At 44.5% G+C, this 13687-nt stretch carries 17 protein-coding genes and 1 pseudogene; 14 read left to right on the top strand and 4 right to left on the bottom strand.

The window, feature by feature from the left end; translation table 11 throughout:
• The first annotated feature begins 75 nt into the window (after window positions 1-75).
• Window positions 76-1710, top strand: a complete 1635-nt coding sequence (locus AZH43_RS00085; RefSeq protein ID WP_067664975.1) for a phospholipase D family protein — start codon at window positions 76-78, stop codon at window positions 1708-1710.
• Window positions 1711-1755: 45 nt separating this feature from the next.
• On the opposite strand, the gene AZH43_RS00080 is transcribed toward AZH43_RS00085, so the two are convergent.
• Window positions 1756-2571, bottom strand: a complete 816-nt coding sequence (locus AZH43_RS00080; protein WP_067664972.1) for a lysophospholipid acyltransferase family protein — start codon at window positions 2569-2571, stop codon at window positions 1756-1758.
• Between the two features lie 181 nt (window positions 2572-2752).
• On the opposite strand from AZH43_RS00080, the gene AZH43_RS19030 reads away from it, so the two are divergent.
• The 7 genes from AZH43_RS19030 (at window position 2753) to AZH43_RS00045 (ending at window position 7007) form a co-directional block, all read left to right on the top strand.
• Complete coding sequence (locus tag AZH43_RS19030) at window positions 2753-2881, top strand: hypothetical protein (RefSeq protein WP_264753336.1); 129 nt, start codon at window positions 2753-2755, stop codon at window positions 2879-2881.
• 67 nt (window positions 2882-2948) lie between these two features.
• On the top strand, window positions 2949-4277 hold the full coding sequence (hflX, locus tag AZH43_RS00070) for a ribosome rescue GTPase HflX (RefSeq protein ID WP_067664966.1): 1329 nt from the start codon (window positions 2949-2951) through the stop codon (window positions 4275-4277).
• Window positions 4278-4321: 44 nt separating this feature from the next.
• Window positions 4322-4693 carry a hypothetical protein gene (locus AZH43_RS00065; protein WP_067664963.1) on the top strand — a complete coding sequence of 124 codons (372 nt, stop codon included), beginning with the start codon at window positions 4322-4324 and terminating at the stop codon, window positions 4691-4693.
• A 10-nt stretch (window positions 4694-4703) separates the two neighbouring features.
• Entirely contained in the window at window positions 4704-5378 is a 675-nt protein-coding gene (locus AZH43_RS00060) for an LrgB family protein (protein ID WP_067664961.1), read from the top strand.
• Between the two features lie 88 nt (window positions 5379-5466).
• Window positions 5467-5913: a DUF2147 domain-containing protein gene (locus AZH43_RS00055; protein ID WP_067664958.1), complete on the top strand. Its 447-nt coding sequence runs from the start codon at window positions 5467-5469 to the stop codon at window positions 5911-5913.
• Between the two features lie 140 nt (window positions 5914-6053).
• Entirely contained in the window at window positions 6054-6503 is a 450-nt protein-coding gene (locus AZH43_RS00050) for a DUF2147 domain-containing protein (RefSeq protein ID WP_067664955.1), read from the top strand.
• A 51-nt stretch (window positions 6504-6554) separates the two neighbouring features.
• Entirely contained in the window at window positions 6555-7007 is a 453-nt protein-coding gene (locus AZH43_RS00045) for a DUF2147 domain-containing protein (protein ID WP_067664952.1), read from the top strand.
• A 72-nt stretch (window positions 7008-7079) separates the two neighbouring features.
• On the opposite strand, the gene AZH43_RS00040 is transcribed toward AZH43_RS00045, so the two are convergent.
• The 3 genes from AZH43_RS00040 to pdxA are packed head-to-tail and all read right to left on the bottom strand — an operon-like array spanning window position 7080 to window position 9747.
• Window positions 7080-7928: a symmetrical bis(5'-nucleosyl)-tetraphosphatase gene (locus tag AZH43_RS00040; RefSeq protein ID WP_067664949.1), complete on the bottom strand. Its 849-nt coding sequence runs from the start codon at window positions 7926-7928 to the stop codon at window positions 7080-7082.
• A gap of 1 nt (window position 7929) precedes the next feature.
• A complete protein-coding gene (gene rsmA, locus AZH43_RS00035) occupies window positions 7930-8745 on the bottom strand; it encodes a 16S rRNA (adenine(1518)-N(6)/adenine(1519)-N(6))-dimethyltransferase RsmA (RefSeq protein WP_067664946.1) in 816 nt (271 codons plus the stop codon).
• 33 nt (window positions 8746-8778) lie between these two features.
• Window positions 8779-9747, bottom strand: coding sequence for a 4-hydroxythreonine-4-phosphate dehydrogenase PdxA (gene pdxA, locus AZH43_RS00030; protein WP_067664943.1), 969 nt, complete (start codon window positions 9745-9747; stop codon window positions 8779-8781).
• Between the two features lie 595 nt (window positions 9748-10342).
• Between pdxA and rplM the strand changes: the two genes are divergently transcribed.
• The 6 genes and pseudogenes from rplM to AZH43_RS18295 all read left to right on the top strand — a co-directional run.
• A complete protein-coding gene (gene rplM / locus AZH43_RS00025) occupies window positions 10343-10771 on the top strand; it encodes a 50S ribosomal protein L13 (protein ID WP_005007737.1) in 429 nt (142 codons plus the stop codon).
• A 13-nt stretch (window positions 10772-10784) separates the two neighbouring features.
• Window positions 10785-11171 carry a 30S ribosomal protein S9 gene (rpsI, locus tag AZH43_RS00020; protein WP_005007735.1) on the top strand — a complete coding sequence of 129 codons (387 nt, stop codon included), beginning with the start codon at window positions 10785-10787 and terminating at the stop codon, window positions 11169-11171.
• Window positions 11172-11527: 356 nt separating this feature from the next.
• On the top strand, window positions 11528-12178 hold the full coding sequence (locus AZH43_RS00015; RefSeq protein ID WP_067664941.1) for a glutathione S-transferase N-terminal domain-containing protein: 651 nt from the start codon (window positions 11528-11530) through the stop codon (window positions 12176-12178).
• Window positions 12179-12189: 11 nt separating this feature from the next.
• The gene (locus tag AZH43_RS00010; protein WP_067664938.1) at window positions 12190-12618 is read left to right on the top strand and encodes a ClpXP protease specificity-enhancing factor; all 429 of its coding nucleotides are present in this window, start codon (window positions 12190-12192) and stop codon (window positions 12616-12618) included.
• A gap of 18 nt (window positions 12619-12636) precedes the next feature.
• The gene (locus AZH43_RS00005) at window positions 12637-13278 is read left to right on the top strand and encodes a hypothetical protein (RefSeq protein ID WP_067664930.1); all 642 of its coding nucleotides are present in this window, start codon (window positions 12637-12639) and stop codon (window positions 13276-13278) included.
• Window positions 13279-13445: 167 nt separating this feature from the next.
• Window positions 13446-13601: pseudogene (locus AZH43_RS18295) on the top strand (dihydrolipoyl dehydrogenase); the annotation flags it as partial.
• Window positions 13602-13687 lie beyond the last annotated feature (86 nt).

The following is a 13687-nucleotide window of genomic DNA, read 5'->3' as shown; positions in this document are numbered from 1 at the left end:
AATTCACCGGCCTCATATTTATCTTTTCATAGCTGGCAATTATACTCAATTCTAATTTTTTGATTTTCTGCCCGCATGACAAATCCCCCCCATAACGCCAATGAAATTGCTGGCGCTGCAAAACCGCTGATTTTTTTTAAACCGGCAGTTATTGCGCTGAGCTGCAGTGTGATTTTGGGACTCCCAGCCTGCTCTACGCTGCCCAAGCAAACAGAACAGCCTATGGAATATGCGTTCAGTACGCCGACTGAAGAAACGCAATTGGCAAAAATTGTTTTGCCGTTGCGCAATGCAAACCCAGGCTTGACCGGTTACCACGTGCTGTATGATCCGCTGGAAGCGCTGGCAGCCCGTATGCAACTCATCAATAAGGCAGAAAAATCTTTAGATTTGCAGTATTACATTTGGGACAATGACAAAATCGGTTCCATGGCGCTGCATTCCATTATTCAGGCTGCGGACCGGGGGGTAAAAGTCCGCCTGCTGATTGATGACAATAATTCAAAAAAAATGGAAGGCATTTATCTGGCGCTGGATCAGCATGCCAATATTGAAGTCAAGCTTTACAACCCTTACCGGTTCAGGCATTACCGCGCCATGGACATGCTGCTGAACCTCAAGCGCATCAACCGCCGCATGCACAATAAAAGCTTTATTGCCGACAATCAGATTGCGCTGATTGGCGGGCGCAATATGAGCAATCAATATTATAACTTCAGCGACAATTATCAATTTTCAGATGTCGATGTCATGCTGGTCGGCTCCGCTTCCGATGAAATCATTCATTCTTTTGATGAATACTGGAATGATGACTATGCCTTCCCGGTTAAGCAGCTGGTCAATCCGCGCCACTACACCCTGCGTTTTGAAGGGCTGAAACAGCAGCTGGATGAATTCAACCAAGAAATTTCCGTACAGAACTATCTCGATTTGGCCAACCGTTCCCATTCTTTTGACAAATGGCTGAACAATCAAATTCAATTTGACTGGGTAAAAGCGGAAGTTGTCAAAGACTCGCCAAGTAAAATTAAAGCCAAAGCAAAAAAAGAAGAACATCTTAATTTTCAGCTGCTGAACCATTTAAGCAAGCCGGAACAAAGTGTTGATATTGTATCGGCTTATTTTGTTCCGGAAAAACACGGCGCGAAACGACTGCAGGATTTAAGCAGCAGTGGCGTGCAGGTTCGGGTCTTGACCAATTCCTATAAGGCCAATGATGTGCCGCTGGTGCATGCGTTTTATCAAAAATACCGGCAGGATTTATTGGAAAATGATGTGCAGCTGTATGAGTTTTTGGCCAATCCAAATGCTGAAAATTTAAATATCAATACAGATGAACTGGCCAGCAAAGCCAAAGTCAGCATAACCGGACTCAGCCGTTCCAGCCTGCATGCAAAACTCATGGCGCTGGATGAAAAACAAGTCTTTATCGGTTCCTTCAATTTTGATCCGCGTTCCGCCTATTTAAATACCGAAATTGGCGTACTGCTGAACAGCCCCTCTTTAGCGCGGGCCGTACACACCACCATGGATGAAAATCTCAGCAAATATGCCTATAAGCTGGTTTTAGGCGCAAATCAGCGCATTAACTGGAAAATTAAACTGGAAAATGGACAGACCCGAACTTACTACAAAGAGCCTAAAATGAAATGGTGGCAGCGCGCCGGTATCAAAATCATCTCATGGTTTCCCGCTGAAGGCTTTATGTAAAATAAAGCGCTGAATTCGCCAAGCGCGTCAATGCTTGGCTAAAGCTTAGTCTGCGGATGAATTGGATAATGCCTTCTTCTGCAACTGAACCAGCCCTTCAGTCATTTTTGACTGCACTTCCTGCGTCAAGCTGTCTACCGTATGCCCTGCAGTCTCAATTGCAGGCAGCGCCATCAGATGCGCAGTTACTTTTGGCATTTCCAGCACATTCTGCACATGCTTGGCAAAAGTAATTTCGCCAATAAACGGCGCTACCATGTCCAGCTCGCCCTGCTGATTCACATAGCAGATCAGGCAGATTTGTACCGGCCGCTGCGCTTCAATAGCCGCGCCCAGCAGGCGTCCATGAACTTTTTTAATCCGTGTGCCGTCCGAGGTGGTCGCTTCAGGAAAAAATAGGACCGGACTGTCCTGCTTTAAAAAGTCAGTTATTTGCTCACGGATTTTGACTGAATCCCCTGAACCGCGCTTAATAAATAAAGTTCCGCCGCCTTTTGCCAGTTTGCCCAGCAAAGGCCATGTTTCAATTTCTGCTTTGGCTAAAAAAAACACCCGCGCGCCTGAGCCCAGCACAGCTACATCCAGCCAAGAAATATGATTACTGACCCATAATGCGGGATGACGGGGAATCTCGCCATGCACTTGCACTTCAATGTTGAAGACTTTGCACAGTTTTCGGCAAAAATACTGCACATAGCGGGTATTTTCTGGATTATTCGGGTTTTTATACAGCTGGTAGTAATACACCAGATAAAAGCCTTCGATGACCGCGCCAATAGATGCAATGACCTTGCGCACATACAGAGAAAAACGGGCAAAACCTTTTAAATTTGAAGATGTCGGTGCAGCGGATTGATTCATACAGTTATCACTAGTCACAAAACGGCTAAATTTTTAATCACAGTTTTTTTAACATACTATACTGAAGCGCATGACTTTGCATTGATCATAAAAACCGAAGCTGACGATTATCATTTCCCATTTTCATCGAATATAAAAATCAATAATAATATTTCTATCGAATATACAGATGAATAAATCCATGAACAATCAGAACAGCAATGAAATGCAGATGCCTTATTGGACCGCTCTAAAGTTCATCGCCGGCTCATCCATTTTATATTGCGGATTGATGGTGCTGTTTGCGCATGCTTTCTACAGCACAATTTAAATGATGCGATACACCGCTCCGGCTGATTTTCGCCTAGAATAGCGTTTTAAGCAGGAGTTTTTGCAGATTGGATCATTTAAAGCAGCACAGCCATGAACGGGTCATCTTAGTCAGTGTTTCAGTACAAATGCTGGAAGATTTAGATGCCGAAGAATTTCATTTGCTGGCGCAATCTGCAGGCGCTGAAATTTTAGAACATATTCATGCACAGCGCATCAAGCCGGATGCCAAGCTGTTTATCGGTTCTGGCAAAGCTGAAGAAATTGCAGCGCTGGCAGAACAGTGCGAAGTAGATTTGGTAATTTTTGACCATGCGCTGACCCCAGCTCAGGCGCGTAATTTAGAAAAAATTATCCATTGCCGTGTGGTTGACCGCACCGAACTGATTCTTGATATTTTTGCCCAGCGCGCGCGCACTTACGAAGGCAAGCTGCAAGTTGAACTGGCGCAGCTGCAACATCTGTCATCCCGGCTAATCCGCAGCCGCGGTGATATGGACAGCCAAAAAGGCGGCATCGGCTTGCGCGGCCCGGGTGAAACTGTGCTGGAAACTGACCGCCGCCTATTGCGGATCCGCATGGGGCAGCTGAACGCTAAAATTGAAAAAGTTAAACAAACCCGTATGCAAGGCCGTTTGGCCCGCCAAAAAGCCGCTGTTCCAACAGTGTCTTTAGTCGGCTATACCAATGCAGGCAAGTCAACGCTATTCAACATGCTTGCAGACAGCAATGTTTACGCCGCCGACCAACTGTTTGCCACGCTTGACCCAACCTTACGCCGCTTAAACTGGGACGGCATCGGCAATTTGGTGCTCGCAGATACCGTCGGCTTTGTCCGCAACTTATCGCATTCACTGGTTGAGTCATTTAAAGCGACGCTGGAAGAAACTGTGGAAGCGACCTTGCTGCTGCATGTAATTGATTCCAGCAGCCCGGATATGCTGGAGCAGATTGAAGCCGTAGAGAAAGTGCTCAAAGAAATTGGCGCCGATGTACCGGTATTGCGGGTATACAATAAAATTGATGTCAGTGGCGAACAGGCCAAAATTATTTATAAAGCCCCGCACCAGCCCGACCGCGTCTATGTTTCTGCCCATACACAGCAAGGCTTAGACCTGCTTAAGCAGGCCGTGCATGAACTGTTGATGGGCAATATTCAAAGTTTTGATCTGAATTTAAAACCGGCATATGGCAAGCTGCGCAACCAGCTGTACGAGTTGAATGTGATTCAATCTGAAAATTATGATGATCAAGGCAACCTGCATCTGCATGTGATTATGGCGCCGCATAAACTGGAACAGCTGATCAAACAAGCGCACTTGCCTATGGCGGAAATTTTAGGTGAACGCGCCAGTCTATTTCAAAAACCGCTTGAAGAATTTGAAATCAAGGACTAAATCGGTTAAAACGTGATTAGTAAAATTTTAATGAAAGATCAAAAATGGACTGGATCAAGCGCGTCGACTGGAAAGCATGGATAGGCACAATCGCCTTAATTATTATCTTCCGTGAAGGTGCCGTCTGGGTCATGAAGCAATTCAGCCATCCGGAACTGGGCAATCTAGCAGGACTCATCAGCCTGCTGATCGTGCTTTCACTTTGGAGAAAATTCAAAAAAATTCCAGCGCGCTTAGTCGATACCAACAACAAAATCATGAAAGAAAGCGCTTTTGCATTTTTACCGATCAGCGCCGGTTCTCTGCTGATGCTGATGCATTTGGGCGATGAAATTCCGATGTTCTTAGTTGTCCTGTTCATCAGCACCCTCATCCCGCTCTGGGTTTACGCAAAAATGTCCAAGAAGTGGCTGTAGGAGAATCAACATGCTTGCAATATTTTCCGGATTCTTCATCACGCTGATCGCCTATCTTGTGGCAAAGCCAATCAATAAAAAATTGCCGCAAATCCCGATCATTGTCATCGGCATGTTTTTTGTGATCGGCATGCTGTATCTGTTCGGCATTCCTTATGAAAGCTATATGGCGCAAGTGAACCCGCTATTCAACAATTTACTGGGTTATGTCACTGTGGCCTTAGCTATTCCCTTAGCGGCAATGCGCTATGATGATTTGCCCTTAAAAGCGGTGGGCGGTATTTTAGTCTTTGCCAGCATCAGCGCTGTGGCTTTACCAATGGGGCTGGCATACCTGCTTCACCTCTCCGATCCGACCATTATGGCCTTCGCAACCAGAGCCGTCACCACCCCTATCGCCATCAATATAGCGACGCTGCTGCATTCGCCGGTGCCTTTGGTCATCTTAATTGTGATCCTGTCCGGTGTGATTGGCGCCGCTTTCTCACCATTAATCCTGCGCCACATCAATGATGAACGGGCATCCGGCTTAGCCTTAGGGCTGGCTGCGCATGCTATTGGCACCGCTCAGGCATGGCAGCGCGGCAGTATTGCAGGACGCTACGCTGCCTTTGGCATGGCGGTGAATGCCGTCTTCACAGCCATTTGGCTGCCGTCATTTATCTTTTTCCTGCAAAAAATGTGACTGAGCAATCATTTTTAAATAATTGTTTTGCATAAAAATTCAGCATATGATCAATGAACGTTTTTCATATTAAAAAAGGATGATTTTGATGGGAAAATTTAAATTGGCCGCGACAGTATTGCTCAGCAGTTTTTCAAGCATGCTTTGGGCCGATGATATTACGGGGCTGTGGAAAAATATTGATGACAAAACAGGCTCTTCAAAAGCTGTATTGGAAATCCGTCAAGAATCAAATGGCAGCTATACGGCTAAAATTATCAAAGTCACGCCGCGCCCAGGCTACACGCCTAAAGAAACCTGTGTGAGCTGCCCTGCGCCTTATACCAATAAGCCGATTCTCGGCTTAGATGTACTGACGGGGTTAAAAGAAACTGGGGAAAACAACTATTCCGGCGGGAAAATCCTTGATCCGCTTTCAGGCAAAATTTACAGCACCAAAGCCAAATTAAGCCCGAACGGCAAGCGTATTACTTTGCGCGGCTATGTCGGTGTTTCGGCATTGGGCCGCAGCCAGACCTGGATACGTCACGATTAACTGTAATCCCGCAGCTGCTTTTTATTCAAATCAGGTTTTAAAAATCTTTTGATAAAATGCAGTTGCGCAACATGTTGATCTTGCATACCATAAAATCAGATTCAGCAATTGAATTGAAGGCGATAAAAGGAAGAATAAAAATGCAGAAAAATATGATATGGGCATCATTCGCAGGCTTACTTTCACTCAGCTCGACGCTTTATGCTCAAGACCTTACGGGAACTTGGCAGCAAATTGATGATAAAACCGGATCCCCTAAAGCACTGATTGAAATACGCAAAGAACCGGCTGGTACATTTACTGGCAAAATCACCAAAATTACCCCGCGCCCCGGCTATACCCCGCGTGAAAAATGCGTGGATTGCCCAGCGCCATATACCAATCAGCCGATTCTCGGTCTGGATGTATTTAAAAACTTGAAATTTGAAGGTGAAAATCTGTACTCAGGCGGTAAAATCCTTGATCCGCTTACAGGTAAAATCTACAATTTGAAAGGCAAGCAGTCAGCCAATGGCAAACGCTTGCTTTTGAGGGGATATATCGGCATTTCAGCTATTGGCCGCACACAAACGTGGATTCGCCAAGATTAAGGCTTTGATGTCATTGCATGTTTATTTTGTGACGAATCATTTAGGAATTTTATGAAGCGTAATTTTAAATTGGGGCTCCTTTTGCTTGGCGCAGTGTTCAGCGGTTCAGTGCTGGCACAGGATTTAACTGGCACATGGCAATCTATAGATGATAAAACAGGTTCACCCAAAGCCATTATTGAAATTCAGAAAGAAAACAATGGCACATATACCGGTAAAATTGTCAAAATTACGCCGCGCCCTGGCTATACACCGCAAAAAACCTGCAATGATTGCCCTGCGCCTTATAAAAACCAGCCTATTTTAGGAATGGAAATTTTAAAAGGCTTAAAGCATGTAGATGGCACCAGCAACTATGAAAAGGGCCGTGTTATCGATCCGCTTGCAGGTAAAGTCTATGATGCAAAAGTCAAATTGAACGCAACAGGCAAACGCCTAACTATGCGCGCTTATATGGGGGTTTCAACCTTAGGCCGCAATCAAACTTGGCTGCGCCTTGATTAATCCTTTTTCAGAAAAAAGCCGCAAAATATTGCGGCTTTTTTATTGCTCATGATGTTATCCCCGCGGCTCTGCTTAAAACACAGGATTGTCCACACGGAAAATTTCTTGATCTTCTAAACGGTAAGCAATCAGCTGATTGCCCCATACACAGCCGCCATCTACATTTTGAATGCGTTCAGAAATGGTTTTGCCTTGCAAAGCCGCCCAATGGCCGAAGAAAATCTGATGGGTTTTCGCCGCCTGCGATTCAAATTCAAACCACGGCAGAAAACCTTCGGGCATGGGTTCATCCAATGCATCTTTAAAGCTGAATTCCATCCGGCCTGCAGCATCGGTTAAACGCATGCGGGTTAAATAATTTGTAATGCACCGCAGACGCTCATTGCCCTGCAAATCATCAGACCAAAGCGCTGGTTTTTTGCCGTACATCTCACTTAAAAAATCATCGAGAACAGCAAAGTCTTCATGGCCAATTACCGCTTCCACTTCTTGGGCTAGCGCTCCAGCCTGCTCGGCCGTCCAATTGCATGGAATGCCCGCATGGGTCAGCACCGTTTGTGCATTAGGAAAAAGGCACAGCGGCTGTTTGCGCAGCCAATCAATCAGGTCGTCACTTTCCAATGCATGAATGACATCAGCAGTATTATCCTGCTCTTTCAGCTCTTTAATGCCGCGGGCAACCGCCAGTAAATTCAGATCATGATTGCCCAGCACGGTAGCCGCGGCATTGCGGTCTACCAGCTTTTTGATAAAGCGCAGTGCGCCAATCGAGTTTTCACCGCGCGCGACTAAATCACCGGCAAACCAGATAAAATCCTGATCTGCATCAAACTGAATGTGTTTCAGCAGCAGTTTCAAAGCTTCAAAACAGCCCTGCACATCACCAATAACATAGTTATATCGGATATTTTCGCGCGCCATGTTATGCATCCACCATTTGATCGGCTAAAGCGACGAACTGAGCAAGGCTTAACGTTTCTGGGCGCGCCATCGGGTCTACCCCAGCATTTTCAAAACCTTCGTCAGCCAGCATGCCTTTTAAGCTGTTGCGCAGCGTTTTGCGGCGCTGTGTAAAGACATGTGAAACCAAACGCGCCAGCGCTTTTTCATTTTTAGCAATAATCGGTTTAACCGCATAAGGCTCTAAACGGAATACCGCCGATGTCACTTTTGGCGGCGGGTTAAATGAGCCTGGCGGCACTTCAAACAGGAAGGTCGGTTTACAGTAATATTGAATCATGACCGACAAACGGCCATATTCTTTAGTATTCGGAGATGCTGTAATACGGTCCACCACCTCTTTTTGCAGCATAAAGTGCATGTCTTTGACTTTAGCGCCAAATTCCAAAAGATGGAAAAGCAAAGGTGTGGAAATATTATAAGGCAAGTTGCCAACTACACGCAGCGGGCGGTCTTCGTGAAACAATGACATAAAATCAAATTTCAAGGCATCCGCTTCAATAATGGTTAAGCGTTCAGGATGCGGCACCCGGCCCGGCAGGCCAGCCGCCAAATCACGGTCCAGCTCGACTACCGTCAAAGCATCGCATTCACCAATTAAAGGCGATGTTAAAGCCGCCAAGCCAGGGCCAATTTCAACCACGTTGTCGCCTGGGCGCGGATTTACAGAACGGACAATTTTGGCAATTACACGTTGGTCATGCAAAAAGTTTTGACCAAAACGCTTACGCGTGTGATGCCCTTCATCTTTTGGGTTTAAGGCATTAATTTGATACATAAAAGAATTCCAACGTGAAACTGAATGAGTGAATCAATGGCGCGCAAGGACAAGCGCTAAATCGACAGCGACATGCAAGCTTGAACTTTTTGCCAGTCCAGTGCCGGCAAGGGAGAGTGCTGTGCCATGATCAACAGAGGTACGGATAAACGGCAAGCCAAGCGTAATATTGATGGCTTCACCAAATCCTTGAGATTTTAACACAGGTAAACCCTGATCGTGATACATCGCCAAAACCGCATCGGCATCTTTTAAGTTTTCTGGAGTAAATAAGGTATCAGCAGGCAGGCTCAAGCTCATCTTCACCCCTTTTGCGCGGTAGCTTTCCAGCACAGGATTAATCACCTCAATTTCTTCCATGCCCAAATAGCCATCTTCCCCTGCATGCGGATTCAGGCCGCAAACCAAAATACGCGGCTGCTCAATTTTAAACTTGGTTTTCAGATCATGAATTAAAATATCAATAACTTGATGCAGGCGCTCTGCCGTAATAGCGTCCGGAACTTCACGCAAGGGCAAATGTGTTGTTGCCAGCGCAACACGCAGCGTTTTGGTTGCCAGCATCATCACCACACGCGGCACACCGGCAAACTCTTGGTAATATTCAGTGTGGCCGCTGAAATGAATCCCGGCCTCATTGATAATGGACTTCTGAACCGGCGCTGTCGCAACACCGGCACTCCGTCCTGTCATGGCGTACTCTGCCGAACGGCGGAGCTGCTCTAACACATAGGCCGCATTGTTGACATCCAACTGTCCCAAAACAACATCAGCAGCCAAAGGCACATGCTCGACATACAGCTGCCCTTTAGCGCATGAGGCCTGCTGTCCGGTATACTCAACCAGCTCAATCGGCTGTCCTAAAATTTCAGCCCGCTTCTGCAGCATCTGCTTATCAATCAGCACCACAACCGGGCGCTCATCAATACGGTCGGCTAAACTCAGGCAAATATCCGGACCAATACCCGCCGGTTCACCGCTGGTAATATATAAAGGAAGCATGGCTGACCTTGAAGGATTAATTTCAGTGTGATTATTTTACTGAATCTATAAAATAATTACCGTTGATTTTTATATTTTTAATCTTGTGAGAACAGAACCCGCATGCCACAAAACTAGGCAATCAAAACCGGCAGAACGATTATGAATGCAGCAGAGAATTAAAGCTCATCGAAAGATCAACGGTGAAAATTAAAATAAATGCCAGCGCCCATGACATAGCCGCTAAAACATAAAGAGGTTCCAAATAGCTGAATTTGACTGGACAAGCAGGCATACCAAGGAATATTCCTGCGGTTAGACTTTAATAATAGAAGTAAAAAAACTCAAAAAACCGCCTAGCTGCATTTTTTGAGTACGCGCCATTTTTTTTTAATTTCAGCAAGATCTGGTGAATTTAAATGACGAATATTCGTAAATGAAAGAAGATCGAGATTTCTATAAAAAACACTAGTCAAATATTAGACAGCGCCTTATAATACAGCGCTTGAAATTTAATATTTTCATTTGTGATTCTTCACGTTTTCGTTTAGAATCGCGTCTCCTTTTGTTTGGACAGATTCCATAGTCCAAACCAACTATAATAGGTAGTGGTTTAATGAAAACTCTCAGCGCTAAGCCAGCTGAAGTTCAACACGACTGGTACGTTGTTGATGCTTCTGGCAAAACTTTAGGTCGCCTTGCGACTGAAATCGCTCGTCGTTTACGCGGTAAGCACAAGACTTCTTATACTCCTCACGTTGACACTGGCGATTACATCGTTGTTATTAACGCTGAAGAAATTACTGTGACTGGTAAAAAAGCTCACGATAAGAAATACTATCGCCACACTGGTTTCCCTGGTGGTATCCGTGAGACTAACTTTGAAAAGTTAATCGCTCACAAACCAGAAGCAGTTTTAGAAAAAGCTGTTAAAGGTATGTTACCTAAAGGTCCTCTTGGTTATGCAATGATCAAGAAAATGAAAGTGTATGCAGGTACAGAGCATCCACACGCTGCTCAACAGCCACAAGTTTTGGACATCTAAGGGATAACAGCACATGGCTACTAATTATGGTACAGGTCGCCGTAAGACCGCAACTGCACGTGTTTTCTTGTCAGCTGGTACAGGCAAACTCGTAATCAACAACCGTACACTTGAACAATATTTCGGTCGTGAAACTGCTCGTATGGTTGTAAATCAACCTTTAGAGCTTTTAGAAGCTACTGAAAAATATGACCTTTACATCACTGTTGCTGGTGGTGGTATCGGCGGTCAAGCTGGCGCTATCCGTCACGGTATTACTCGTGCGTTGATCGCTTCTGACGAAACTTTAAAACCTGCTCTTCGTCAAGCTGGTTTCGTTACTCGTGATGCTCGTGAAGTTGAACGTAAGAAACTTGGTTTACGTAAAGCTCGTAAACGTCCTCAATTCTCTAAACGTTAATCCGTTTACCGAATCGGACAAAAAGCCTTGGTTTATCCAAGGCTTTTTTATGCCTGGCCGTTTTATTTTAGCCAAACGCTTTCAATTCAATCTGCTATATAAAAATATAAAAACCTATCAGCCAGCATGAATTGCGGTATACAGCATCACTCTAAAAATGTCCGCGGTAATTTTGCAAAATCACATCCCTCTCAATGTAAAAATACCTGTGATAATCCAAAAATAGCACTCCGAATAGCGCAATCAGCATTCACTATGACAAAAATCAGCCATTTTTCGAATTTCCCAAACGGATCCGTGATTTTATCCTCTAATTTTAGTATCCTATCTTATTCTAAAGACGTTGTTCAGGATTTATGTCAGTCGAACCCGCACCTCCTCAAGGAATCACGCTGTATAGCCATGCAGATGATTTTCGGTCGCATTGGATCCGTTATGTACTTGCAGAAAAGCAAATCAAATACACTTTGATTTTGACCGATGAAGACGACGAAGACTTAGCCAGCTTAAATCCATACAACCAGCTTCCGATGCTGGTAGAAAATGATTTGAAACTGTTTAAAACCAGCATTATTTCAGAATATGTCGATGACCGTTACCGGCAAAATAAACTGTATGCCGATGCGCCGGCCCCAAGGGCAGAACAGCGTCAATATATTTGGCGGTTTGAACAGGATTGGCTGGAACTTGCAGATATTATGCTGCGCGATTCAGATACCCTGAATAAAGCTGCGCAAAAAAAAGCCCAAATAAAACTGCAGGACACACTGGTTTCATTAACGCCGCTGTTCCAGCATTTTCCATTTTTCATGTCAGAGCATTTCAGTATTTTAGACTGTATGCTGGCACCGGTTTTTCTTAGGTTGCCGTCGATGGGCATTCATTTGCCGCCGCAGCATTGCCGTCCTATACACTTATATTGTCAACGTATTTTTAACCGTCCTGCTTTTGTAAAATCCATGACATTGCAGGAAAAAAACCGCTACAGTGCGTTATTGTCGAATTAATTGAGTTTTTTATGTCTGAACAAGAATTAAATCTTAGCCCAACACGCCCCTACATGGCCCGCGCGATATATGAATGGATTTGTGATAACCAGCTCACTCCTTATCTCTTAGTTGACGCCACACAGCCGAATACAATGGTTCCTGAGCAGTTCATTCAGGATGGGCAAATCACATTGAATATTGTGCCGCATGCTGTGCACGGCCTAAACATGAGCAATGACGCGATTACATTCTCCGCACGCTTTGGCGGTGTTTCACGTGATTTATACGTGCCTTTTTCAGCAGTGCTTGGGCTGTATGCGCGCGAGAACGGCCAAGGCTTATTCTTCGATCCAGATGAATATCAGCATATCCAAAACACCGAAGATGCTTTAAAATCAGACACTGAACAAAAAAATGAACAGCCGAAGAAAAAACCGAGCTTAAGGCTATTAGATTAATAAATATGGAGCAGCAGCATGGCTTTTGACTTAGTACAGTACTTTGCAGAACAAATAGAAACTCAAAAGCCTGAGCTTCTTCCTCAGCACTCCACAGAAGATAAACGCCGCCATATTTCAGAAATCAATGCATTAACACTGGGTGAACTGATCAGCCAATGGCGCTCAAATGATAAGAAAGTCTATCAGGAAATTACCTCACCGGATGAACTCTATATCCAAGAAGTTGCAAGGCATCTAACCACCTCTAAAGAAAACTTGTCCAGCCTTGCTCGGCCTGAATTGGAAGCCGTCACTGCGGAAATTTTTCGCTTGCAGCTGACAGAATTAAAACAGCTGCATGATACCGGCAATCACTCGCTGCAGAGCATCAATGAGTTGCTCATTGGTCAAATAGAACATTTATCAGGCCAAGCGAATGATTGGGTTTGGTCAACAAATAAACTTTCGGAATTAAAAGGCTCCAAAACCATCCCTCAAGATGAGCTATCATTAGAAGAATCAATGAAGGAGTTTAATCAAATGGTAAGCCAACATACACATCAAGAACAGGAAGATGCAGCTCCAGCTATTCCAGTATGGTCAAAAATAGTTGAACCTGTTATTGCTCTAGCTATTTTATGGGTACTTGCCTCTGCCGCCTGCAATATATTTGCTTAACATAGCGAAGCAATAAAAAAGAACCAGCCAATCTGGTTCTTTTTTTATTGGTAAATTCGGCAAATTACAGCGTATTAACGCACTTAAATCCATTTACTTTTCACATATTCTTTTTAAGAATTATTATTCCAGCAATAAGACTAATTTAAGGTCTAAACTTTTTTATAGAATCAGCAGAACATCTCGCGCATTTGCTGGCTTGGATAATTTCAGAAGAACTCACCATTGATGATGCCCTGACTAAACCGTTCTATCATCCAACCTTAGAAGAAGGCCTTCGCACTGCCCTTAAGCATGCACGCAGACAGCTGAATCCTATTTAAGCATTGAATTAAGCCTTTATTTGTTTCTATTTCCTTCGTGATTGGGAGTATTCCTTCTTTTATTTTCCCTTTTCCTGCACATAAAA

It is taken from the genome of Acinetobacter pragensis (genome assembly GCF_001605895.1).
GTDB classification, from domain to species: domain Bacteria; phylum Pseudomonadota; class Gammaproteobacteria; order Pseudomonadales; family Moraxellaceae; genus Acinetobacter; species Acinetobacter pragensis.
The sequence above is the reverse complement of the archived record's forward strand: the minus strand, read 5'-3'. Positions and strand labels throughout refer to the sequence as shown.

Excerpts from the sequence above, each read along its gene's own strand:
- AZH43_RS00065 (WP_067664963.1), top strand. The coding sequence starts at position 4,322 with ATGGACTGGATCAAGCGCGTCGACTGGAAAGCATGGATAGGCACAATC.
- AZH43_RS00085 (WP_067664975.1), top strand. The coding sequence starts at position 76 with ATGACAAATCCCCCCCATAACGCCAATGAAATTGCTGGCGCTGCAAAA.
- AZH43_RS00005 (WP_067664930.1), top strand. The coding sequence starts at position 12,637 with ATGGCTTTTGACTTAGTACAGTACTTTGCAGAACAAATAGAAACTCAA.
- AZH43_RS19030 (WP_264753336.1), top strand. The coding sequence starts at position 2,753 with ATGAACAATCAGAACAGCAATGAAATGCAGATGCCTTATTGGACCGCT.
- AZH43_RS00060 (WP_067664961.1), top strand. The coding sequence starts at position 4,704 with ATGCTTGCAATATTTTCCGGATTCTTCATCACGCTGATCGCCTATCTT.
- AZH43_RS00045 (WP_067664952.1), top strand. The coding sequence starts at position 6,555 with ATGAAGCGTAATTTTAAATTGGGGCTCCTTTTGCTTGGCGCAGTGTTC.
- rsmA (WP_067664946.1), bottom strand. The coding sequence starts at position 8,745 with ATGTATCAAATTAATGCCTTAAACCCAAAAGATGAAGGGCATCACACG.
- AZH43_RS00080 (WP_067664972.1), bottom strand. The coding sequence starts at position 2,571 with ATGAATCAATCCGCTGCACCGACATCTTCAAATTTAAAAGGTTTTGCC.
- AZH43_RS00040 (WP_067664949.1), bottom strand. The coding sequence starts at position 7,928 with ATGGCGCGCGAAAATATCCGATATAACTATGTTATTGGTGATGTGCAG.
- rpsI (WP_005007735.1), top strand. The coding sequence starts at position 10,785 with ATGGCTACTAATTATGGTACAGGTCGCCGTAAGACCGCAACTGCACGT.
- AZH43_RS00015 (WP_067664941.1), top strand. The coding sequence starts at position 11,528 with ATGTCAGTCGAACCCGCACCTCCTCAAGGAATCACGCTGTATAGCCAT.
- pdxA (WP_067664943.1), bottom strand. The coding sequence starts at position 9,747 with ATGCTTCCTTTATATATTACCAGCGGTGAACCGGCGGGTATTGGTCCG.
- AZH43_RS00055 (WP_067664958.1), top strand. The coding sequence starts at position 5,467 with ATGGGAAAATTTAAATTGGCCGCGACAGTATTGCTCAGCAGTTTTTCA.
- AZH43_RS00050 (WP_067664955.1), top strand. The coding sequence starts at position 6,054 with ATGCAGAAAAATATGATATGGGCATCATTCGCAGGCTTACTTTCACTC.
- AZH43_RS00010 (WP_067664938.1), top strand. The coding sequence starts at position 12,190 with ATGTCTGAACAAGAATTAAATCTTAGCCCAACACGCCCCTACATGGCC.
- rplM (WP_005007737.1), top strand. The coding sequence starts at position 10,343 with ATGAAAACTCTCAGCGCTAAGCCAGCTGAAGTTCAACACGACTGGTAC.